This is a genomic window from Tsuneonella flava, from assembly GCF_002870965.1.
Classification (GTDB): Bacteria; Pseudomonadota; Alphaproteobacteria; order Sphingomonadales; family Sphingomonadaceae; genus Tsuneonella; species Tsuneonella flava.
Map to the genome: position 1 here is coordinate 137780 of NZ_PHSO01000007.1, position 23515 is coordinate 161294.

The 23515-nt window shown below is 60.7% G+C and carries 20 protein-coding genes; 9 read left to right on the top strand and 11 right to left on the bottom strand.

Annotated elements, in window-relative coordinates:
• Window positions 1-12: 12 nt before the first annotated feature.
• The 5 genes from tyrS to CV013_RS12895 all read left to right on the top strand — a co-directional run bounded on the left by tyrS (window position 13) and on the right by CV013_RS12895 (window position 4683).
• Window positions 13-1221 carry a tyrosine--tRNA ligase gene (gene tyrS / locus CV013_RS12875; protein WP_102156102.1) on the top strand — a complete coding sequence of 403 codons (1209 nt, stop codon included), beginning with the start codon at window positions 13-15 and terminating at the stop codon, window positions 1219-1221.
• A 110-nt stretch (window positions 1222-1331) separates the two neighbouring features.
• Entirely contained in the window at window positions 1332-1670 is a 339-nt protein-coding gene (locus CV013_RS12880) for a PilZ domain-containing protein (RefSeq protein ID WP_190276539.1), read from the top strand.
• Between the two features lie 120 nt (window positions 1671-1790).
• Window positions 1791-3074 (top strand): MFS transporter, encoded by a 1284-nt coding sequence (locus tag CV013_RS12885; protein ID WP_102156104.1) that lies wholly within the window; start codon window positions 1791-1793, stop codon window positions 3072-3074.
• A complete protein-coding gene (cysK, locus tag CV013_RS12890) occupies window positions 3071-3991 on the top strand; it encodes a cysteine synthase A (RefSeq protein WP_102156105.1) in 921 nt (306 codons plus the stop codon). The genes CV013_RS12885 and cysK overlap by 4 nt, the downstream gene beginning before the upstream one ends.
• The gene (locus CV013_RS12895; protein WP_102156106.1) at window positions 3991-4683 is read left to right on the top strand and encodes a dienelactone hydrolase family protein; all 693 of its coding nucleotides are present in this window, start codon (window positions 3991-3993) and stop codon (window positions 4681-4683) included. The genes cysK and CV013_RS12895 overlap by 1 nt, the downstream gene beginning before the upstream one ends.
• On the opposite strand, the gene CV013_RS12900 is transcribed toward CV013_RS12895, so the two are convergent.
• The 6 genes from CV013_RS12900 to CV013_RS12925 all read right to left on the bottom strand — a co-directional run bounded on the left by CV013_RS12900 (window position 4680) and on the right by CV013_RS12925 (window position 12913).
• Complete coding sequence (locus CV013_RS12900; RefSeq protein WP_102156107.1) at window positions 4680-5111, bottom strand: DUF1330 domain-containing protein; 432 nt, start codon at window positions 5109-5111, stop codon at window positions 4680-4682. The genes CV013_RS12895 and CV013_RS12900 overlap by 4 nt on opposite strands.
• Window positions 5111-6721, bottom strand: a complete 1611-nt coding sequence (locus CV013_RS12905; protein WP_102156108.1) for a long-chain fatty acid--CoA ligase — start codon at window positions 6719-6721, stop codon at window positions 5111-5113. Before CV013_RS12905 ends, CV013_RS12900 begins: the two co-directional genes overlap by 1 nt.
• Window positions 6722-6826: 105 nt before the next feature.
• Window positions 6827-10393: a DNA polymerase III subunit alpha gene (gene dnaE, locus CV013_RS12910; protein WP_102156109.1), complete on the bottom strand. Its 3567-nt coding sequence runs from the start codon at window positions 10391-10393 to the stop codon at window positions 6827-6829.
• Window positions 10394-10464: 71 nt separating this feature from the next.
• Window positions 10465-10944 (bottom strand): glutathione peroxidase, encoded by a 480-nt coding sequence (locus CV013_RS12915; RefSeq protein ID WP_102156110.1) that lies wholly within the window; start codon window positions 10942-10944, stop codon window positions 10465-10467.
• Between the two features lie 54 nt (window positions 10945-10998).
• Window positions 10999-11679 (bottom strand): ABC transporter ATP-binding protein, encoded by a 681-nt coding sequence (locus tag CV013_RS12920; protein WP_102156111.1) that lies wholly within the window; start codon window positions 11677-11679, stop codon window positions 10999-11001.
• On the bottom strand, window positions 11672-12913 hold the full coding sequence (locus CV013_RS12925; protein WP_102156239.1) for a lipoprotein-releasing ABC transporter permease subunit: 1242 nt from the start codon (window positions 12911-12913) through the stop codon (window positions 11672-11674). The genes CV013_RS12920 and CV013_RS12925 overlap by 8 nt, the downstream gene beginning before the upstream one ends.
• Window positions 12914-13083: 170 nt before the next feature.
• On the opposite strand from CV013_RS12925, the gene purF reads away from it, so the two are divergent.
• The 3 genes from purF (at window position 13084) to CV013_RS12940 (ending at window position 15733) form a co-directional block, all read left to right on the top strand.
• Window positions 13084-14556, top strand: a complete 1473-nt coding sequence (gene purF / locus CV013_RS12930) for an amidophosphoribosyltransferase (protein ID WP_102156112.1) — start codon at window positions 13084-13086, stop codon at window positions 14554-14556.
• Window positions 14556-15266, top strand: coding sequence for an SDR family NAD(P)-dependent oxidoreductase (locus CV013_RS12935; protein ID WP_102156113.1), 711 nt, complete (start codon window positions 14556-14558; stop codon window positions 15264-15266). The genes purF and CV013_RS12935 overlap by 1 nt, the downstream gene beginning before the upstream one ends.
• Window positions 15267-15385: 119 nt before the next feature.
• Entirely contained in the window at window positions 15386-15733 is a 348-nt protein-coding gene (locus CV013_RS12940) for a PilZ domain-containing protein (RefSeq protein ID WP_102156114.1), read from the top strand.
• A 6-nt stretch (window positions 15734-15739) separates the two neighbouring features.
• On the opposite strand, the gene CV013_RS12945 is transcribed toward CV013_RS12940, so the two are convergent.
• The 3 genes from CV013_RS12945 to CV013_RS12955 are packed head-to-tail and all read right to left on the bottom strand — an operon-like array spanning window position 15740 to window position 19595.
• Window positions 15740-16918 (bottom strand): serine hydrolase domain-containing protein, encoded by a 1179-nt coding sequence (locus CV013_RS12945; RefSeq protein ID WP_102156115.1) that lies wholly within the window; start codon window positions 16916-16918, stop codon window positions 15740-15742.
• Window positions 16918-18177, bottom strand: a complete 1260-nt coding sequence (locus CV013_RS12950; RefSeq protein WP_102156116.1) for an SAM-dependent methyltransferase — start codon at window positions 18175-18177, stop codon at window positions 16918-16920. The genes CV013_RS12945 and CV013_RS12950 overlap by 1 nt, the downstream gene beginning before the upstream one ends.
• A gap of 32 nt (window positions 18178-18209) precedes the next feature.
• On the bottom strand, window positions 18210-19595 hold the full coding sequence (locus tag CV013_RS12955; RefSeq protein WP_102156117.1) for a cryptochrome/photolyase family protein: 1386 nt from the start codon (window positions 19593-19595) through the stop codon (window positions 18210-18212).
• Window positions 19596-19636: 41 nt separating this feature from the next.
• Here CV013_RS12955 and CV013_RS12960 point away from each other — a divergent pair, with 41 nt between their 5' ends.
• Entirely contained in the window at window positions 19637-20389 is a 753-nt protein-coding gene (locus tag CV013_RS12960; RefSeq protein WP_102156118.1) for a phosphatase PAP2 family protein, read from the top strand.
• Between the two features lie 169 nt (window positions 20390-20558).
• Here CV013_RS12960 and CV013_RS12965 read toward each other — a convergent pair whose 3' ends face one another.
• A complete protein-coding gene (locus CV013_RS12965) occupies window positions 20559-21593 on the bottom strand; it encodes a 2-oxoacid:ferredoxin oxidoreductase subunit beta (protein ID WP_102156119.1) in 1035 nt (344 codons plus the stop codon).
• Window positions 21590-23473: a 2-oxoacid:acceptor oxidoreductase subunit alpha gene (locus tag CV013_RS12970; protein WP_102156240.1), complete on the bottom strand. Its 1884-nt coding sequence runs from the start codon at window positions 23471-23473 to the stop codon at window positions 21590-21592. Before CV013_RS12970 ends, CV013_RS12965 begins: the two co-directional genes overlap by 4 nt.
• Between the last annotated feature and the right edge of the window lie 42 nt (window positions 23474-23515).

Here is a 23515-nt window from a genome sequence, read left to right on the forward strand (position 1 = left end):
CGCCCGCCCATCATGAGCGAGTACACATCAGACCTTCTCCGCCTGCTCGACGAGCGCGGCTATGTCCACCAGATGACCGACGCGACGGGGCTGGATGCCCTTGCCGCGCGCCAGATCGTGCCCGGATATATCGGTTTCGATGCGACCGCCCCTTCACTGCACATCGGATCGTTGGTGCAGATCATGATGCTCCGCCGCCTGCAACAGACGGGGCACAAGCCTATCGTCCTGATGGGCGGTGGCACCACCCGGATTGGCGATCCCAGCGGCCGGGATGAAAGCCGCAAGGTGCTGGACGATGCGACAATTGCGGACAACATCGCCGGAATACGTACTGTCTTCGAACGTTTGCTGACGTTCGGTGATGGCCCGACCGACGCCATCATGGTGAACAACGACGACTGGCTCTCCCAGCTCGGCTATATCGATCTGCTCCGCGACGTTGGCCCTCACTTTACCGTCAATCGGATGCTGTCGTTCGATTCCGTCAAGCTGCGGCTTGAGCGCGAACAATCGCTGACTTTCCTCGAATTCAACTACATGATCCTGCAGGCCTATGACTTTGTGGAGCTTGGGCGTCGCCACGGCTGCCGGTTGCAAATGGGCGGCAGCGATCAGTGGGGCAATATCGTCAACGGCATCGAACTGTCCCGCCGCATGGAAAGCCGGGAAGTGTACGGCCTCACTACACCGCTTCTGACCACTGCCGATGGCGCCAAGATGGGCAAGACCGCAGCAGGTGCCGTGTGGCTAAACGAACCGCAACTGCCTGCCTACGACTTCTGGCAATACTGGCGCAACGTGGACGATCGCGATGTCGCGCGTTTCCTGCGCCTGTTCACCGACCTGCCGCTCAGCGAAATTGCGCGACTGGAATCGCTCGAAGGGGCAGAGATCAACGCGGCGAAAATCGTACTGGCGAACGAAGTCACCAAACTGGTTCGCGGCGAGGAAGCTTCGGCATCGGCAGAAGCTACCGCTTCGCAAACATTTGCCGCGGGCGGCGCGGGAGACGACCTCCCTCGCCTGACAATCACGGCAGAAATGACTGTCGCCAACGCCTTGAAAGAGCTGGGATTCGTCGCTTCTGGTGGCGAATCCAAGCGCAAGGTGGCAGAAGGGGCAGTGAAAATCGACGGTGAGACAATCACCGATCCCACCGCACCGGCACGACCGGGCAAGATCAGCCTCGGCAAGAAGCGTCACGCCATACTGATCTGATTTTACTTATATTACAATTACTTGTCCCAAAATGGGACAAGCGTTCTTAACTCTAAATCAGCATTTGGCGGTCATATTTCCCCCTCCACGCCACAGGGAGGATTTGGCACGTGTCCGCAGGAGCTCAGCTTTCCGTCACCGATATGCGGCGCGCAGCGCGGCATCCGGTCGATTACACCGTGATCGCTGAGCATTTCGATCATGGCGACATGAGCGTGCACATTGCCAATATTTCGGCTCACGGTTTCATGATTGACGACGGGCAAAGGCTGGCACGCGGCGATCGCCTGATAGTGCGACTTCCCGTAATTGGTCGGATCGAAGCCTATTGCATCTGGGTTCGCGATGAACGTGCCGGATTTCAGTTCGAACGAATCATCCGCATCGACGACTTCATAGGCATGATCGACGAACTTCAACCCAATCCACGCTTGCGCCGTCGCCGTTAGAGCTGCTGCAAGGCCGCCGTTTCCGCGCCCGCTCTCGCGTTCCAGAACTATAAAAGCAGAATAATTGCATAGGGTGAAAGCGGCTCTCGCTTCCCATCGATCATATGCACTGCCATTGCAGTGAATGTGAAAGACATCCCCCATCCCCTGACTATCGCCAATTTTCGCGCATACTTCGCCGCCCGACTTGTCAGCACCGTAGCGGTCAGCGCTCAGGCAATTATCATTGGATGGCAGGTCTATGCCATCGCGCGGCAAACGATGGAGATTAAGCAGGCGGCCTTTTTGTTGGGCATGATCGGTCTGCTCCAGTTTGTGCCGCTGTTCCTGCTTACACCAATCGTGGGCCTGGTTGCCGATACATATGACCGGCGATGGATCGCGCGCGGAACCACGGCATTGCTCACAATCAACGCCGCAGCTCTGGGTCTGCTGACTTGGGCGGGCCTGTTGACGCTGCCCTATCTGTTCGTTGCGGCCGTTCTGATCGGGATTGCTCGCGCGTTTTCAGGACCGGCGTATTCCGCTCTCGCTCCCAACCTTGTCCCTCGCGAAAGCCTGCCGACAGCTATCGCGGTCAGTTCGATTGCCTGGCAGGCCGGCATGATTACAGGGCCGAGCGTGGGCGGCGTACTCTATGCCATCCATCCAGACATCGCTTATGGGTCGATTTCGGTAATGCTCGCGTTCTCTCTGGCGATGGCTTTCCTGATTGGGAAAGTGCCACAGCCTGCCGTGCAGAAGGATCGCCGCCCGCTCCACCGCGTGATCGATGGGTTTGCCTATGTTCGCAACAACCGACTGGTACTTGCGGCAATTACCCTCGACCTCTTTGTGGTCCTGCTGGCTGGGACGACTGCATTGCTGCCCGTATTCGCTCGGGATATCCTCCATGTCGACGCGGCCGGGTTCGGTATATTAGCGGCGGGCATGGGGATCGGTGCTGCAATCGCATCGATCTGGTTTTCGGTCCGCCCGATGAAGACCGAAGTCGGGATCAAGATGCTGGGTGCGGTCGTCCTGTTTGCTCTTGCGATCCTCACATTCGGGATATCGCGCTGGTTCTGGCTGAGCTTCGGCGCGCTTGTCGTAGCAGGCGCGGCCGACATGGTTTCGGTTTACGTTCGCCAGTCGCTAATCCAATTGCATACCCCCGACGAAATGCGTGGTCGTGTTGGTGCCGTTTCTGCACTGACCATTTCCGCCTCCAACGAATTGGGCGAAGCGGAATCGGGTTTTATGGCATCGATCCTCGGTCCGGTGGGCGCAGTAATCTTCGGCGGGGTCGCGGCAATCGGTATTACGCTTGCGTGGGCCTGGCTTTTTCCGGAACTCAGACACGCGCGAACCTTTGATCCAAAGGATCATTCTTCACCCGAGAAAAACAAGGAGGCAGTTTCATGAAAGCCGACAGCGTTCTCGCCACTATCGGAAACACCCCGCATATCCGCCTGTCGCGGCTATTCCCCGACCACGAAGTATGGGTAAAGTCAGAGCGTACCAATCCCGGTGGATCGATCAAAGATCGCATCGCACTGGCCATGGTCGAAGATGCAGAGCGATCAGGGGCGCTTAAACCCGGCGGCACCATTATCGAACCAACCAGTGGCAACACCGGGATCGGCCTGGCGATGGTCGCCGCGGTCAAAGGTTACAAGCTGATCCTCGTCATGCCGGAAAGCATGAGTATCGAACGCCGCCGCCTGATGCTGGCCTATGGTGCCAGCTTCGACCTGACGCCCAAGGAAAAGGGTATGAAGGGTGCACTCGAACGCGCAAGCGAACTGGTCGCGCAAACCGATAATGCATGGATGCCTCAGCAATTCGATAATGCTTCCAACCCAACAATCCATGCACGCACCACAGCACAGGAAATCCTCGCTGATTTCGCAGATACTCCAATTGATGCCTTGATTACGGGAGTGGGCACCGGTGGCCACCTGACCGGCTGTGCTGAAACGCTCAAGAAGACCTGGCCCGAAATGAAGGCTTTCGCAGTGGAGCCTGCTCTATCGCCCGTCATCAGCGGGGGGCAGCCGGGGCCCCACCCAATTCAAGGTATCGGTGCCGGTTTCATCCCGGAGAACCTGCACACACAGGCTATCGACGGAGCGATCAAGGTCGATGCCGAACAGGCCAAGGAAATGGCCCGCCAATGCGCCGCGAAAGAAGGCCTGCTGGTCGGTATTTCGAGCGGTGCGACATTGGCCGCGATTGCCAGCAAACTGCCCGATCTTGGCAAAGGCAGCCGCGTGTTGGGCTTTAACTATGACACCGGCGAACGCTATCTGTCGGTGCCGGACTTCCTGCCCGAAGCGTAATGGCGGAAGTCGTCATCTACCGCGATGACAAAACAGAGCTGACCGGGCATGTCTATCGCCCGGTCGGCACAGCACGCGCGGCGGTGGCGATATTCCCAACCATCATGAATCCGACGCCTGCCGTCGTCACCAAGGCAGAAGCTTTGGCCAAGGCCGGGTATCTCGCATTTATTTGCGATTTCTATGGCCGGAATCCGCACGATTTTGCCGAAGCGCAAACACTGGCCAGCGATTTGCGACAATATGCCCCCGCCTATCGCCAGCGATTGGCCGCAGGTCTGGCTACTGTGCGAAAGCTGGCACCCGACCTGCCTCAGGCGGCAATCGGGTTTTGCATGGGTGGTCAGGCCGTGCTTGAACTGGCACGCAACAGCGCGGATCTTGTGCTTGCGGCGAGCTTCCACGGCTTGCTCAACACCGATCTTCCTGCCGAACCGGGCGCAGTGAAGACCCGTATTCTGGTGTGTCATGGCGATGCCGACGAACTGGTGCCACGGGAACAGGTGATCCAATTCTGGGAAGAAATGGATCACAGCGGCGCCAACTGGCACTTCCACTCGTACAGCGGAGTCAAACACGGGTTCACCAACCCAAATGCCCCGCCCAATGGCGATATGGTGGCATACGATCCCAGCGCAGACCGGCAGAGCTGGTCGGCCCTGCTCAGTCTGCTCGATGAGGTGCTCGGTTAAAACCCGTTGCCGCTGCCTTTGCCGGGATTGAAACGGATCAGGCGGCTGTCGATCACGGCGGCGGTGCGATTGACCACTGCCTTGCGATATTCGGCATCGGTAATCATCTCCAGAAACGCTGCGCTGGTGGGATATTCGGCTACAAACCCATCATCCCACTGGCGATCTTCGGGCCCGATCACCATGACCTGAAATGCGCCGCGCCAAACGATGCGGCCACCGACACGCTGAAAAATCGGTCCACTGGTACGCCCATATTCGGCGTAAGCTTGGCGACCTGTCCACCCTTTTTCCGCATTGGGATGGTCAGCGGGGTATTCCGCCCTATCGCGAAAACGCAGAAGATTCAGCATGTGGATCGGCTGATCTCGCGGCAGCGCCTTGAACGCAGCGAAGCCCGCTTCACCCGGATCGAGATAGCAATCCATTATGCCACCTCTTCCAGAGTATAATCCTTGAACCGTTCGCGCAGATCCTTCTTGCTGATCTTGCCAGTCGCCGTGTGTGGAATATCCTCCACGAACTCGATCGCATCCGGCAGCCACCATTTCGCGACTTTATCCGCCAGAAATTCCCGCAACTCTTCGGCACTGACAGAGAGGCCTTCTTTCGCCACCACGAACAGCACCGGGCGCTCATCCCATTTGGGATGCGGCATCCCCACTGCCGCCGCTTCCGCAACTGCCGGGTGACCGACCGCGGCATTTTCCAGCTCGACCGAACTGATCCATTCACCGCCCGATTTGATAACATCCTTTGTCCGGTCAGTCAGTTGAAGTGAGCCATCGGGGTGGAGAATTCCAACGTCCCCGGTGTCGAACCAGCCATCGGCATTGATCGCATCGCGATCCGCCTTGAAGTACCGCTTGATAATCCAAGGCCCGCGAATTTGCAGGGCACCGCTGGTTTTGCCATCGCGGGGAAGCTCGGTTTCCATGTCGTCGAGATTGACGGTGCGAAGCTGAATACCAAAGATTGGGCGGCCCTGCCGTGCTGTGCGATCAACCTTCTCTTCGAAGGTAAGCTGATCCCAGTCTGCGCTCGGTCCCCCGACAGTGCCGATAGGGCTGGTTTCAGTCATGCCCCACGCGTGTTGCACACGCGTCCCATTCTTCATCAGGCGCTCGATCATGAAACGGGGCGCGGCCGAACCGCCGATAGTGGCTGCTTTGAGCTTGGGCAGCTCCAGTCCATTCGCATCGCAATACTGGAAATGTGCCAGCCACACTGTCGGCACACCGGCGCTGTCGGTCACACCTTCGCGCTTCATCAGATCGTCCAGCACAGCAGGATCGTTGACCGCAGAAAACACGAACTTGATGCCTGCCATCCCGCCTGCATAAGGAAGCCCCCAACTGGCAGCATGGAACATCGGCACCACTGGCAACATCACGCTGGCTGCGCTGAAGTTAAACGCGGCAGTCTGAAGACCGGCCATTGCGTGCATGACCGTAGAACGGTGTTCGTATTGCACCCCCTTGGGATTGCCGGTCGTTCCGCTGGTATAACAGAGCATACAGGGATCGCGTTCGCTGCCCTGCACCCATTCGTAATCCCCGTCGTGTTGCCCTATCCAGTCTTCGAACGCCACCACATCCGATCCGGCAGGCGGATCGTAGCAGATGTAGTGCTCGACTGTTGGCCACCGGTCGCGCATTCTGTCGACGATCGGCTGGAAAGCAGCATCGTACATCAACACCCGATCTTCGGCATGATTGACGATATAATCCAGCTGGTCGTCGAACAGGCGCGGGTTCACAGTGTGGAGAACCCCACCCATGCCCGCGACCCCATACCAGCTCACCAGGTGCCGCGCATGGTTCATGGCGAGGCTGGCCACACGTTCGCCTGGCTTTATTCCAACGGCTTCCAGCGCCTGAGCGAGTTTGAGAGCATCGCGGCGGACGTTCTGCCAGTTGGTGCGCGTTTCGCTACCATCGGCCCAATGCGTTACGATTTCACGATCCCCGGCCTCACGCGCAGCGTGATCGATCACGTGCGTGACCCGCATGGTCCAGTCCTGCATTGCTCCCAGCATATGCCTCTCCTGCAAAAAATGACCCATTCGAATGGGCGGTATGGCTTGCAGTCAGATTGCTTCGCTTGGTTCGTCGGCGCAAGGAAAACCCGACACAAAGCTTGCTCAAGCAACCAAGCGCAAGCGAGCAGGCCCTCTCTGCGTGGTCAGCGATACGTTGCTGAGCCCATCGATCGCGGCAAGGCGCTCAGCCAGTTCGCCATCGAGCTGATAGCTCCAGCCAAGCCGCACGACAGGTTCACGCCCTTCGCCCGTTTTCAGGCGAACACAGATCTCGCCGCTCCCTTCGGGGCCGGGTGCAAGTTCCATCTTCAACGCATCAATCGCACTCATGTCGGACAGATCGAGCGTCAGCCGCATACGTGCCGCTGCCTTCACGTCTTTCAGCGGACGTCCGCCGCGCACAGTGATCCGCGGCGGTTCGTCCGGACTGGGGGAATCGAGTTCGACATTGAGGAGCACGCAAGTTCCATCCTCCGCCCATTTCTGGAAGCTGGCCACCAGCCCTTCCTCGAAACAGGCAGCGGAAAATTGCCCGGTCGCGTCGGAGAAATCCGCCCGCACGAAATCCTTGCCTTTCCGTGTCCGCCCCTTGTTCACCTTCTCGACCATGACCGCCATGACAGCCTGCGCCCGACCGCCCGCAGGCGCACCGCCTTCCATCAACGAGGCATAACTGCGCGCGCCGTTGGCAGATGCGATTTCGCGGAACTGTTGCACCGGATGCGCTGAGAAGAAGAAGCCGAATACCTCTCGTTCTTTCGCCATCCTGTCGGCACGCGGCCATTCTTCGACTTCGGCAAGCCGCAAGCTGTCGGTATTGTGATCGTCACCACCAAACAGTCCTTGCTGGCCGCTCTTACGCTCCCGCGCAGCAGCATCGGCCACCGCCATCAGCATTTCGGCATTATCATGTACTTTGGCGCGGTTCGGTTCGAGGTGGTCCAATGCCCCGGCGCTGGCGAGCGCTTCCAGCTGGCGGCGGTTCATCGATCCGGGCGGGATGCGTTCGAACAGTTGCTGGAGGTTTTCGTACCAACCATGCGCTTCGCGTTCTGCGACGATGGTTTCCATCGCTTTCTCACCGACGTTGCGAATACCGGCAAGCGCATAGCGCACGGCATAGCCATCGTCCGTCCGTTCGACCGTGAATTCCGCTTCGGAACGATTGATATCCGGCGCCTCTACTGCGATTCCCTGCCGCCGGGCATCGTCCACGAAAATCGCCAGCTTTTCCGACTGGTGCATATCGAAGCACATCGATGCCGCGAAGAATTCTTCCGGGTAATGCGCTTTCAGCCAGGCAGTCTGATACGCCAGCAAAGCATAGGCGGCAGCGTGCGATTTATTGAAGCCATAGCCGGCGAACTTGTCGATCAAATCAAATAGTTCGTTCGCCTTTTTCGCATCGATATTCGACACTTCGGCGCAACCTTTGATGAAACGCTCCCGCTGGGCGTCCATCTCTTCCTGCTTCTTCTTGCCCATCGCACGGCGCAGCAAGTCTGCATCGCCCAGCGAGTATCCGGCCAAGATCTGCGCGGCCTGCATCACCTGCTCCTGATACACGAAAATCCCATAGGTTTCCGCCAGGATGCTTTCGAGTTTCGGGTGCGGATATTCGATGGGCACTTCGCCCGCCTTACGTTTCCCGAACAGGGGAATGTTGTCCATCGGCCCCGGCCGATAGAGCGACACGAGCGCGATGATGTCTTCGAACTTGGTCGGTTTGACCGCAGTCAGCGTCCGCCGCATCCCTTCGGATTCCAACTGGAACACGCCAACGGTGTTACCGACCTTGAGCAATTCGAATACACCGGGATCGTCGATCGGCAGCATCGACAGATCGATCTGTATCTTCCGCTTCTCCAGCAGTTGCACTGCTTTCTTGAGAACCGAGAGTGTTTTCAGGCCAAGAAAATCGAATTTCACCAGCCCTGACCCTTCGACATATTTCATGTCGAATTGAGTCACCGGCATATCCGAGCGCGGATCGCGATAGAGCGGCACGAGCTGATTCAGCGGACGATCGCCAATCACCACCCCCGCCGCGTGGGTGGAGCTGTTACGCGGCAGACCTTCCATCTGCATGGCAAGGTCGATCAGGCGCTTGACCTCTTCCTCGCTGTCGTATTCGCGCTTGAACTCGCTCACACCGTTCAGCGCGCGCGGCAGGGTCCACGGTTCCGACGGGTGGTTGGGCACCATCTTGCACAACCGGTCGACATGGCCGTAGCTCATCTGCAGGATGCGGCCCGTATCGCGCAGCACGGCGCGTGCCTTCATCTTACCGAAGGTGATGATCTGCGCGACGTGATCGTGGCCATATTTCTTCTGGACATAGCGGATCACTTCACCGCGCCGGGTTTCGCAGAAGTCGATATCGAAGTCGGGCATCGACACGCGTTCCGGGTTGAGGAAGCGTTCGAACAGCAGGCCCAGACGGATCGGATCGAGATCGGTAATCGTGAGCGCCCACGCGACGAGGCTGCCCGCACCCGAACCACGCCCCGGCCCCACCGGGATATCCTGTTCCTTCGCCCACTTGATAAAATCGGCAACGATCAGGAAGTAGCCGGGGAAGCCCATCCCGACGATGATGTCGATTTCGAATTCGAGGCGTCGCTTATATTCGCGAACCTCTTCCCACACGCCCGCATCGTGCAGCAGAGGGAACTCTGCTTCAACTGCTTCCAGATCGTTGCTCGGACGGCAGAGCGCATGAGCCAGTTCGTCGTGCAGCACGTCGGAGTAATAGGGCTTCAGCCGTTCGACCAGACCTTTGCGAGAATCCTCGCTCAACATCCGCGCCTCGCCTTCGAGGTCACCCGCAAGGCTTGGCAGGATCGGTGCGCGCTTGGGCGGGATCGCCGCGCAACGTTGCGCCACCACCAATGTGTTTGCCAGCGCCTCTGGAAGATCGGCGAACAGATCCTCCATCATCGTAGCCGACTTCACATAAGCTTCCGGGTTGGAGCGCGGCCGTTCGGATGCATCGATGTGGGTCGAATTGGCGATGCACAGCATCGCATCGTGCGCGGCATGGAAATGCGGGTCGGCGAAATTGGCCGGGTTGGTCGCTACCAGCGGTAGATCGCGCGCATATGCAAGCGCGACGAGAGCATCCTCCGCCTTATCGCAAATGCTGCTGCAATGCCGCGCCAGTTCAACATAGAGCCGCCCCGGAAATAGGCCCATAAGCCGTTCGGCCAATGCTTCGCCATCGTCGGTTCGACCATCCGCGAACAGCCGGGTCAGCCCGCCTTCTGCCGCTCCGGTCAGAGCGATCAGACCATCGGTACGCCCATCGAGATCGGATAGTTGTACATGCGCGGCCAGTTCCAGAGGACGTTCAAGGTGAGCCTTGCTGATCAGCGCACACAGATTGTCGTAACCGGCTTCGTCCTGAGCGTAGAGCGGCAGGTAATCTACTGTCTCGCTGCCATCGCCGCGAGCGACACCCAGCAGAGTACCGACCACCGGCTGAACGCCCATATCGATACAGGCATCGGCAAATGCCACCGATCCGTAGAGGCCGTTACGGTCGCAGATCGCGATGGCCGGGAACCCGCGGTCCTTCGCCAGACGGGCAATCGCCTTTGGATCGATGGCCCCTTCGAGCATCGAGTAACTGGAGAGGACACGCAGCGGGACAAAAGGGGCAAATGCCATATTCGCAGATTAGGAATTTCGGCCCGATTCGCTAGGGTTCTGCTGCGGAGAATTCTCCACAGGCTGTGCATTCACAGCAGCGCTTCGATATCCTGCTCGATACTTTCGGGTTTATCGTTCGGCGCATAGCGTCGCACGACCTTGCCGTCCCGACCTATCAGGAACTTGGTGAAGTTCCATTTCACTGCCTTGGTCCCCAACACGCCGGGCGCCTCTGCTTTGAGCCAGTCGTAAAGCGGGATGGCATCGTCGCCGTTGACGTCCACCTTCTTCATCAAGGGGAAGCTGACATCATATGTCAGTTTGCAGAAACTGGCGATTTCTTCGGCATTGCCCGGTTCCTGATGCCCGAACTGGTTGCAGGGGAAGCCAAGGACTTCGAACCCACGATCCGCGAATTTGCGCTGCAATGCCTCCAGCCCTTCGTACTGAGGGGTAAAGCCGCACCTGCTGGCGACATTGACGACCAGCAGGACTTTGCCTGCCTTGGCCGACAGATCGAGCGGCGAACCATCGGGCAATTCGACAGTGAAATCGGCTATCGTGGTCATCGCTCGCTCTCCAGTCTTGTGAAGTATCGTGATCCGGCGCAGCGGATCACGCCTTCACGCCAGTATGCCATCCTTCAGGCGCACGACCCGGTCCATGCGCGCTGCAAGCCGTTCGTTATGCGTGGCGACCAGTGCAGAGCTGCCCTCCCCACGAACGAGGTCCAGAAACTCGGCCAGAACTTTGTCCGATGTCGCTTCGTCCAGATTGCCGGTCGGTTCGTCCGCCAGCACCAGATGGGGGCGATTGGCCAGTGCGCGACCCACGGCAACGCGCTGCTGCTCGCCGCCGGAGAGCTGGCTTGGCCGGTGCTCAAGCCGGTGCTCCAGACCCAACCCACCGAGGATTTCCGCCGCACGCTCTTCCGCTTCCACCCGACCTCGCCCTGCGACCAGTTGCGGGATCACGACATTTTCCAGCGCTGTGAAATCGGGCAGCAGGTGGTGGAACTGATACACGAAGCCAAGATGTTCGCGGCGCAGCCTGGTGCGCCCATCGGTCGGCAGCGTGCTGGCATCGACCCCGGCGATTTCGATCTTGCCGCCAAAGCCGCCTTCCAGCAGGCCAACCGCCTGCAACATAGTCGATTTGCCGGAGCCGGACGGGCCAAGCAACGCGACAATCTCACCCGGTGCGATTGTCAGGTTTACGCCGCGCAGAACGTCGATCTTCACCCCGCCCTGTTCGAAAGCGCGGGTGAGATCGGTAAGACGGACAACGGGTTGATCGTTATTCATAACGCAGCACCTGAACCGGATCGGTACTTGCAGCCTTGAAGGCCGGATAAAGTGTAGCAAGGAAACTGAGCGTCAGAGCCAGCAGGCAGATCGCCACGATTTCCACCGGATTGGGCCGTGAAGGAAGCGTCGACAGGAAGCGTACCGAGGGATCCCACAAGTTCTGCCCGGTGACATACTGGATCGCATCGACGATCCCCTGCCGGAAGAACAACACGATAAACCCGAGCGCCAGCCCTGCCCCGGTGCCAACCGCACCAACGGTAAAGCCCGTAGTGACGAAAATCTTGAGCAGGCTGCGCCGCGTCGCCCCCATCGTTCGCATGATCGCGATGTCGCGCGTCTTGGCGCGCACCAGCATCACCAGGCTCGACAGGATATTGAACGCAGCGACAACCACGATGATCGACAGAGCGAAGAACATCGCCACGCGTTCGACCTCCAGCGCCTGAAACAGCGATGCGTTGATCTGTTTCCAGGTCGACACCACTGCGCGCCCGGCCAGCGCCTGCTTCACCGGCGCGAGGATTTCACCGACTTTATCGGCATTGGTCGTCTTGACCTCGATCATACCGATGGTGTCGCCCATGAGCAGTAACGTCTGAGCATCTGCTATCGGCATCACGACAAACGAATTGTCGTAGTCGTACACGCCGACCTCAAAGATAGCTGAGACTGTATAGCCGATCTGGCGCGGCATCGTTCCGAACGGAGTCGAGCGGCCCGCCGGATTGATGATCGTGATCGTATCGCCAACCCGCACACCGAGGTTTTCAGCAAGCCGGGAACCGATCGCCACACTCGATGCATCCGGCTTCAGATCGGCGATATTGCCCGCCACGACATCCGGGCGCAGGCGATTGATATCGTCTTGAGTATTCCCGCGAACCTGCACGCCTTCCACCCGGCCGTTGAACGTCACCAGCAACGGCTGCTCGATCAGCGGGCTGGCGCGAACGACACCGGGCGTGGCGCGCACTTGCTTGAGCACACCCTGCCAGTCGTCGAGCCGCCCGCCATATGCCTGCACAATGGCGTGGCCATTCAGGCCAACGATCTTGTCGAGCAGTTCGGCGCGAAAGCCGTTCATCACGCTCATCACGATCACCAGCATGGCGACCGACAGCATCACCACGCCCACGCTGATCCCGGCGACGAGCGCGATGAAGCCCTCGCCCTTGCCCGGCATCATGTAACGTTTGGCGATGGTCCATTCGAAGGGAGAAAGCAGCAATGTCAGCTCATCTTTTCCGATAATTGGCTGGATCGCTGCGGCGTGTAGGGTGCCCGGCAAGGCGGCGCAATGCGAAAAGCATGTGAGGGAGCGCGCACTGCCCTTGTAATCGCCGCGTAACATCGCCATTGAGCCCCGCATACACGCCGCCCCGCCGAGGCTTGCCGGATATGATGCCCATACACCCCTTCGAAGATTCCAACGGGGACACACTGCATGAAGAATGCGGTGTGTTCGGTGCCATTGGCGCACCCGATGCCTCCACTGTCACCGCGCTGGGCCTCCATGCCCTGCAGCATCGCGGACAGGAGGCGGCAGGCATCTGTTCTTTCGATGGCGCCGAATTCTATTCGCGCCGCGGGTTGGGCCATGTGGCCGAAAATTTCTCCACGCAGGAGGCGCTGGCCGAACTTCCCGGCACGATGGCGGCGGGCCATGTCCGCTATTCCACCACCGGCGGATCGGGATTGCGGAACGTACAGCCGCTCTATGCCGAGCTGGCGGCAGGCGGCTTCGCCGTGGCGCACAACGGCAATTTCTCCAACGCGCAGACTTTGCGTGACGAATTGGTGTCGAAGGGGGCGATTTTCCACTCGACCTCCGACACCGAAGTCATCATCCACCTCGTCGCCACCAGTCGCTACCCAACAACGATCGACCGCCTGATCGATGCATTGCGTCTGGTCGAAGGGGCCTACGCTCTGATCGTTCTGACGCCCGAAGGGATGATCGCTTGCCGCGATCCGCTGGGCATTCGGCCGTTGCAGATGGGCAAACTGGGCGATTCAACAGTATTCGCTTCGGAAACTGTCGCTTTTGATGTGATCGGCGCGGAATTCGTGCGGCAGGTGCAGCCGGGCGAGATTGTGCGGGTCGATTTCGACGGCAACATCGATTCACTGCATCCGTTCGGCAATCGCAAGGCACGCCCCTGCATCTTCGAACATGTCTATTTCAGCCGCCCCGATTCGATATTCGACGGCCGCAGTGTCTATGCCGCGCGCAAGGCAATTGGCGAGCAACTGGCGATTGAAAGCCCCGTGGATGCCGATCTGGTCGTCCCTGTGCCCGACAGCGGCGTGCCCGCCGCCATCGGCTATGCCCAGCAATCGGGTGTGCCGTTCGAACTGGGCATTATCCGCAGCCACTATGTCGGCCGCACTTTCATCCAGCCCAGCGACAGCGCGCGCCATTCGGGCGTGAAGCGCAAGCACAATGCCAATCGCCATCTGGTCGAAGGCAAGCGCATCGTACTGATCGACGATTCGATCGTTCGCGGCACTACCAGTCTCAAGATTGTCGAAATGATGCGCGAAGCCGGGGCCAAGGAAGTGCACTTCCGCGTCGCCAGCCCGCCCACCGCGCACAGCTGTTTCTACGGCGTCGATACCCCCGAACGGTCCAAACTGCTGGCTGCGCGGATGGAAATCGAACCGATGCGCGAATTCATCAAGGCCGACAGTCTGGCGTTCGTATCGATCGATGGCCTCTATCGGGCTGTCGGTGGAGCGACGCGCGATGGCAAGTGTCCGCAATTCTGCGATGCCTGCTTCACCGGCGATTACCCCACTTCGCTGACCGATCTCGAAAAGCGCACGACGCAAGAGGCGCAGCTTTCTTTCCCCGTTCACAAGGTTGCCTGATGTCTGAAAACAAGCCGCTCGACGGGCGCATCGCGCTCGTAACCGGTGCGAGCAAGGGAATCGGTGCTGCAACCGCCGTTGCACTGGCCGATGCCGGGGCGCACGTGGTGCTCACTGCCCGCGATGTGAAGTCGCTCGAACAGGTCGAGGACACGATTCACGAACGTGGCGGATCGGCGACGATCGCTCCGATGGACCTCAGCGAATCCGACGGCATCCCGCGCCTCGCCGCGGCGCTGGCGCAGCGGTGGGACAAGCTCGACATCATGGTTATCAATGCAGCTTACCTGCCAGTGTTGACGCCCGTGACGCAGATCGACCCCAAGCAATTCAGTCAGGCACTCACAGTGAACGTGCTGGCGACACAGGCGCTGATCGCCGCCTTCGATCCTCTGCTGAAGCGCGCCGACCATGCACGGGTGATTGGTCTGACCAGTTCGGTCGGCGCCACGCCGCGCGCATATTGGTCAGCCTATGGCGCGACGAAGGCAGCGTTCGACAACTTGCTGGAAACTTACGCTTCGGAAGTCGAGAAACTGGGCGATATTCGCGTGGCGATCCTCGATCCGGGGGCGACCCGCACCCAGATGCGCGCCCGCGCATATCCGGGCGAAGATCCGGCGACGGTGAAACCGCCGGAAGATGTCGCCGCACGCATCGTCGCGCTGGTGCAGGAAGACTTTCCAACCGCACACCGCGAACGCGCTTAAGTTCCGGTAACTACGTCCGATAACCCGGCGTAAATCATAGGCTAGCACGATTGTTTCTCACGCGCTGTGAGGAGCGCTGAAGTGTGTGCCTCAGGATTCAACCCCGGGACAAAGCAACGATGGTTACCAACGAAGACCGTTATTCGTCCGCCGCGCAGGAAGATCGCTGCGCGCCGCGCACTCGGATCACCATTCCCGCGCAACTGCGGATCTCAGGCGGTCGACCGTTTCAGACCGTAGTCCACGATCTGTCGCTGGGCGGTTTTTCCGCCGCTGCGATCAACCGCCTGCATCCCGGCCAGCGCTGCTGGCTGACGCTGCCAGGCCTCGAAGCGCTCCAGTCACAAGTCGTCTGGTGGGACAACTCGATTGTCGGATGCGCGTTCGACGACCTGCTCAGCCCCATCGTCCACGATAACATCCTCGCCAGCCATTCGGGCGGAGGCGTGTTTCGTACGACCGCCTGACCGCTCTTACTGAGCGGCGGCTTTCCGCACAGCGTCGATCATTTTGAGGCGCGGTGTCCCGTATGTGTCGCTGCTGGCGACCGGCCAGTCAGACACGATTGCGACAACCAGATTCTGTTCCGGCACGATCGTAATCGACTGCCCGAAAATGCCCCGCGCGCCGAACACGTTATCGGGATAAGTCCACCACTGGTATCCGTAGCCGAAGCCCTTCCCCAGAGCGACTTGCGCGCTGCCCGCCTTGGCGAACCACCCCTCTGGCTCGCTTGGCTGGCCGCCTTCCATGACCCACTGCCCCATCCGCGCATAGTCCGACAGGTGCAAGGAAAGGCAGCACCCGCCGATATTGCTGCCGGTAAGGTCCGTCATCCAGAACAGACCGCCTGCGAAGCCCGCCGGATCGACGATCTTCTTCTTGGCATAGGCTGCCAGAGACTGCCCCGTGGCAGCGGTGACGATATCGCCCAGCAGGTTGGTTTCCAGTGTCTTGTACACCCACTTACTGCCTGCAGGTGCTTCGCGTGTCAGCTTGCGCGCATAGGTTACGGCCTGCGATTCGCCGTCCACCGGCGCCACAGTGAGCATTTGCGCCACGTCGCTTTTCGGATCGGCGTAGTCTTCGTTCCACTTTACGCCCGACGTCATCGTGGCAATCTGTTCCACCGTTACGCCATCGTAAGCCGTGCCTTTCAGCGCGGGGAGATACTTCGTCACCGGATCGGACAGGCTGCCGATAAAGCCATCCTTCAGCGCCGCGCCGAGCAGGCTGGAGGTGAAGCTCTTGGCGACGGAGAAGCTGGTCCATCGCCCATCCGGGCCGAAGCCAAGGCCGTATTTCTCATAGCGGACTTTGCCATCCTGCAGCACCATAATCCCGGCGGCATTCTGGCTGGCGAGATAGGCATCCAGCTTCGCCACCGTCGCCGCATCGAACGGCTTGCCCGCAGGCAATACGCGGACTTTTGGCGCAGGGGTGGTGTCGAACCCGGCGAAGTAATCTTCCATATGGGCGAAGCGATAGTCGCGCGTCGCCTGATCCCAGAACAGCACCTGTTGTTCGCGCACCGGGATCGCCTGAGTAGGTGTTGTCGCGAAGACATCGGGTTTCGCCGCGTCAGTCGTCGTTTCCGTTGTCGCACATGCCGCCAGCGACAACGCCGCCAGCGAAACCATTATCTTACGCATCACCTCTCCTTCACCAATGTGACCTGATGTACATCGATTCCGCCCCCGCGGAACCCGCCTTCGCAATATTGCAGGTAATACCGCCACAGGCGGACGAACCGGTCGTCGAACCCGGCGGGCAGTTTGCCTGCCTCTGCGACCCGGTCGAACCGTTCGCGCCACAGGCGCAGCGTTGCGGCATAGTCTTGTCCGAAGTCGGTCTGATCGACCCAGCGCAGCCCACGCTCCGCCGCCAGCGCGCGGAAATCGCTGGTGCGGATCAGCAAGCCGCCGGGGAAGATGTAGGCCTGAATGAAGTCGGCGCTGCGAGCATAGGCATCGAACAGGCTGTCTTTCATCGAGATATACTGGATCGCCGCACGTCCGCCGGGTTTCAGGTTGCTGGCGATGCAATCCATGAACGTGGGCCAGTATTCGCGGCCCAGTGCCTCGACCATTTCGACGCTGGCGATGGCGTCGTATTGCCCGCGCGCATCGCGATAGTCCTGCTTGCGGAATTCGACCGATCCCCGCGCTGGCGGCGGGGCGGTACGGCACCAGCCAAGCTGTTCGTCCGACAGGCTGATACCAGTGACGTTCGCGCCATATTCAGCCGCCATATACTGCGACAGCGATCCCCACCCGCACCCGACTTCGAGCACATCGGCCCCTGCCCGCAGGTCGAGCCGCTGCGCCACCGCGGCGATCTTGGCCCGCTGCGCCTGATCGAGCGTCATGCTCTCGTTCGCAAACAAGGCACTGGAATAGCTCATCGTTTCGCCCAGCCACTGGGCATAGAAGTCGTTACCCAGATCGTAGTGCGCGTGGATATTGCGCGCCGATCCGGCGGGGGTGTTGCGGTTCAGCCAGTGCGCGAAGCGGGCGGCGAGCCGGAACGGGCCGCGCGACCGGCCCGTGTCCCCCAGCGAATCGCCATTGGCCATGAACAGCGCGAACAGCGGCACAGGATCGGGGCTGTCCCATTCGCCCGCTTCCCACGCCTGAAACAAGCCGATCGACCCGTTGGTCGCCAGGCGCAGCAGAGCGCGCCAGTCTTTCAGGTGGACTTCGGCGGTAAAACCCGGTGCCCGTCCGCCCAGCGTGCGCCGGGTGCCATCGGGCAAAGTCCCGTGGATTGCACCGCGTTCCAGCCCCGCATCGATCCGGTCGAGCACTTTGTTGAATCCCGGCGCCAGCATGCGCGCAAACAAGCCGGGGCTCCGTTCGAACCGCGCGCCTGCATCCAGCAGGTCTTTTCCTCTCAGCCCCTCTGCCCTCATGCCCCTGCTATGGACCCGGCACGGGTGGCAATTCAACCCTCCTCCTTCGCCGCGCGCCAGGCGGAGAGCGCGCGTTCCCGCGCTTCCCTGTGGTCAATGATCTTCACCGGATAATCGCCCCGGCAATCGTCTGGCGGGTCGTGGATCTGGTCGTCAGGCAGGTCGGCCAGTTCGGGCACGTATTCACGGATATATCCGGCCGCATCGAACTTCTCGCTCTGGCTCAGCGGCGCCATGATCCGCACGAACATGTTGGAATCGACGCCTGTTCCGGCCACCCATTGCCAGTTCACCGGGTTGTTGGCGAAGTCGGCATCGACCAGGCAATCCCAGAACCAGCGTTCGCCGTGCCGCCAGTCGATCAGCAGGTGTTTCGTCAGAAAGCTGGCCGCGATCATCCGTACCCGGTTGTGCATCCATCCTGTCTGCCACAACTGGCGCATTCCCGCATCGACGATGGGGTAGCCGGTCCTCCCCCGCTGCCAGGCCTGCAACTCCTCCGCGATCAGGTGGCCACGATGGGGGTTGCGCCACAGACCGGCATAGCCATCGCGATAGCTTTCGCTGGCATAGCCGGGGAACTGGCAGATCACGTTCTGAGCATAATCGCGCCAGATCAGCTCTCTGGCATACGTCGCCCACCCTTCCCCACGCCGCCCGTCGAGCCGGTGCCAGACCCGTGCAGGCGATATCTCGCCCCAGTGGAGATGCGGCGACAGGCGGCTCGATCCGTCCTGCGATGGCAGGTTGCGTGCTTCGGCATAGCGGGCAACATCGCCAGACCATTCTTCCAGCCGCTCGTGCGCCGCTGCTTCACCCACTTGCCAGAAAGCCGCGATCTCACCCGCCCAGTCGGGACGGGTCGGCAACAGCTCCCACTCGCCCAGATCGTCGCTGTCGGGCCAGCGATCGGGCGAATGGAGCACGCCGGGTTCAGGCAGGCATTCACGCGGCGGCATCTGGTCGAGCACCGCCTTCGCAAACGGAGTGTAGATCTTGTACGGATCGCCGCCATTGGTGGTCACTGCGCCGGGCGGCATCAGGTAATTGCCATCGTACAGCCGCAAGTCGATCCGTTGCGCCAGCTTGCCTTGCGCCTTGCGCCACCAGGGTTCGTAATGGCGCAGGGCGTGGACCGCCTCTGCCCCGGTTTCCTCCACCAGTTTCGCCAGTTCGCGGACAGCATCCCCGCGCCGCAGAACGATGCGCGAATGGCGCCGCGCCAGCGAGCGACTGAGGCTTTCCAGGCTGTGATGCAGCCACCACCGCGACGCCCCGCCGATGGCATGATCGCCCGCTGCATCGTCGTCCAGCACATAGACCGGGATGACCGGCCCGGCTTGCGCGGCAGTATGAAATGCAGGATGATCGGCAAGGCGCAAATCCCTGCGTAGCCATACTATCTGCGGAGCGGTCATGTGTTTCGGAACGAGGGGCAACACCGGCGGTTCCTGTCTTCATGAACCCAACAGACAAGACCGGCGCACACTTGCCGACCGACACCATTGTTTTGCCCGAACGGGGCTGGCGGATCGATCGGACCAAAGCGTTGATTGTCGCAGCATTGTGCTGGATCGGATTTGCGCTGATGGTCTGGCTGGTGACGACCGACCGCACCGGCACACTGGACCGGATGGGCCTGTTGTTCTGGCGCGAAGGCGACAAGCTGGGGCCGCGCGGCCCTGCGGTCCTGCTCGAAATGGTGCGCGATCTGACGGCGCTGGGCGGCGTATTGCTCCGCAACCTGTTCGCCATCGGCGCAATCGTCGCGCTGTTGTTCATCAAGCTGCGGCGTGAAGCAGTATTGCTTGGCCTGACGGTTATGAGTGGCTGGATCGTCAGTTTCGGGATCAAGCTGCTGGTCGGCCGCCCGCGCCCCGAAATCGTGCCGCACCTGATGGAAGCAGGCGGCGCCAGTTTCCCCAGCGGGCATAGCTTCAATGCCGCGGTGGTGTTCATCGCCACGGCGCTTGCCTTCGCCAGCCTGAGCGCACGGCATTCGGTGCGCTACACGCTGATCGGCGCGGCGATGGCGGCAAGCCTGCTGGTCGCGTGGAGCCGGGTATGGCTGGGGGTGCATTTCCCCAGCGATGTGATCGCCGGCTGGCTGGGCGGCGCAGGCTGGGCATTTCTGGCCGCAGCCGCGCTGCGCCCGACAGCCGACAGAGCCGCTGACAGCCACATGGCGGAGCGATTCGACCCCGGCGACTGAGCAGGAGACATGGACCACATGTTACACTGTCCAGAGAGCAAAAACGCCCACTGGATTTCAATGACTTACGCAGAATGCCGAAATCGCCAGAGCCATAGGTCATGGCACCCGTGATGCCATGACCTGCCGGCTGTAGGACAGCCCCGCGAGGAAACCCCGCGATGCCCCGTCAGATCGGGTCTTGCGCGGTTCCGCTAACGGTCCAGGTCTGCCCCTTGGCGAGCAGTTTGGCGAGGTTGTTTTCCTTGCCTTCCACGGCCCGGTCGTGTTCCGCCGCGACCCCCGCTTCAAACGTCGGTGCGGGATCGTCGTACAGAACGCCCAGTGCCATCGGGAACGGACCGAACGGCAATTCCACCAGCATATGCGCGACCGAACGATTGGTGACATCGTGGACCAGAACGCCCGCGCTCTGCCAGTCGTCGCCTTCGACATCGACCACTTTCAGCGCCAGCGCATCGCGGTCGAGCGCGATACCCTTGGTGCCCTTGGCGAACAGCATCGGTTCGCCATCGGCCAGCCACAGCTGGCGATCTTCGGCCCCCTTGGGCGCGGCGAAGTCGTTGAACACGTCCTTGTTATAGACGATGCAGTTCTGGAAGATTTCGACGAAGGCTGCGCCCTGATGGGCATGGGCTGCCTTCAGCACATCGGGCAGGTTCTTCGACACGTCGAACCCACGTCCCACGAAGCGCGCCCCGGCACCCAGCGCGAACGCCGCAGGCTTGGCCGGGTGATCGAAGCTGCCGTACGGGGTCGACGGGCTGCGCGTGCCTTCGCGGCTGGTGGGGCTGAACTGCCCCTTGGTCAGACCGTAAATCTCGTTGTTGAACAGCATGATCTGCATGTTCACGTTACGGCGCAGCACGTGCATCAGATGATTGCCGCCGATGGAAAGGCCATCGCCGTCACCGGTGACGAGCCACACGTCGAGTTCGGGATTGGCCAGCTTGGCCCCGGTCGCGAACGCAGGTGCGCGGCCGTGGATCGTGTGGAACCCGTATGTTTCCATGTAATAGGGGAAGCGGCTGGAACAGCCGATGCCCGATATGAACACGGTTTTCGACGGGTCCGCACCGATCTGGGGCAGAGTGCGCTGCACCGCTTTCAGGATCGCATAGTCACCGCAACCGGGGCACCAGCGTACCTCCTGATCGGTTTCCCAGTCTTTCAGCGTGGTCTGCACAGGAGTCATGTCGTTCATGCCAGCGCCTCCTCGATCGCGGCTTCCAGTTCGGCAATCTTGAACGGTTGCCCGCTGGTCTTGGTAAGCGGCTGTGCATCCACAAGGAACTGATCGCGCAGCACAGTCTTGAACTGGCCGGTGTTCATTTCCGGCACCAGCACTTTATCGAAACCTTTCAGCAATTCGCCAAGGTTGGCGGGCATCGGCCAGATGTGGCGCACATGGATGTGGCTGACTTCCAGCCCCTTGCGCCGCGCACGGCGAACCGCCTGATGGATCGGGCCGAACGTGCTGCCCCAGCCGACGACAGCCAGCTTGCCCGCCCCTTCGCCCAGCGCGATATCCTGCGGCGGCACAGCGATACCTTCGATTTTCTGCTTGCGAAGATCGGTCATCAACTGGTGGTTCGCCGGATCGTAACTGATGTTGCCGGTCTGCGAATCCTTCTCGATCCCGCCGATACGGTGCATCAGATCCGGCGTGCCCGGCTTGATCCACGGGCGCGCGCCCTTCTCGTCACGCTTGTAAGGCAGCAACTGCGCGTTGCCTTCCACGTCGGTGGCGTTCTTCTCTGTCAGGAAGCGTGCCGGGAATGCCGCGAACGATGCCGGATCGGGCACCTTCCACGGTTCCGCGGCATTGGCGATATAGCCATCGGTCAGCAGCATTACCGGGGTCATGTATTCCACAGCGATACGGCAAGCCTCGATGGCACATTCGAACGCATCGGCGGGGCTGCGCGCAGCGATCACCGGCATCGGCGCATCGCCGTTGCGGCCATAGACCGCCTGATAGAGATCGCTCTGCTCGGTCTTAGTCGGCAGGCCGGTGGAGGGGCCGCCGCGCTGGCTGTTGACGATCACCAGCGGCAGCTCGGTCATAATGCCCAGCCCGATGGCCTCTGTCTTCAAAGCGATGCCGGGGCCGGATGAACTGGTGACACCCAGTTGCCCCGCCCAGCTTGCGCCGATGGCGGAACAGATCGCGGCGATTTCGTCTTCCGCCTGAAACGTCGTGACGCCGAATTCCTTCAGCCGCGCCAGATGGTGCAGGATCGCAGAGGCAGGCGTAATCGGATAGCCGCCGAAGAACATAGGCAATTCCGCAAGCTGCGCCCCGGCGACGAGGCCGAGGCTGACCGCTTCCGCACCGGTGATCGTGCGGTACAGGCCCGGTTCGGTCGCAACGGGATCGACATGCACCTGCTTCAGCGGGCCGGACAGTTCCGCCGTTTCGCCATAGGCATGGCCGGCATCGAGCGCGGCGATATTGGCGTCGGCAATGTCAGGCGCCTTAGCGAATTTCTGCTTCAGCCATTCCTGCAACGGCTTGCGATCGCGGTCGAACATCCACAGCGCAAGGCCCAGCGTCCACATATTCTTGCAGCGCAGGGCATCTTTGTTGCCCAGCCCGAACGGCTTGACCGCTTCGACCGTGTGCGCGCTGATGTCGAACGCCAGCAACTGGTATTGCGCCAGGCTGCCATCTTCCAGCGGGTTGGCGGTGTAATGCGCCTTGTCCAGATTGCGCTTCGTAAACTCACCGGTGTCCGCAATAATCAGCCCGCCGGGTTTCAGCGCCGCCAGGTTCACTTTCAGCGCCGCCGGGTTCATCGCCACCAGTACATCGGGTGCATCGCCCGCAGTTTCGATAGCGGTCGAACCGAAGTTGATCTGGAACGCCGATACACCGAACAGCGTACCTTGCGGGGCGCGGATTTCAGCGGGAAAATCGGGGAACGTCGCCAGATCGTTGCCCGCCAGCGCGGTGGACAGAGTGAACTGGCCGCCGGTCAATTGCATTCCGTCACCGGAATCGCCGGCGAACCGGACGACGACTGCTTCGGGGTTTTCGGATTTGACCGCAGCTTCGCGTTGGTCGGCGGCTTGGGTAGCCATATGCATTCCTTACTCGCGCGCCATAGGGGCGCCCTGTCCTGA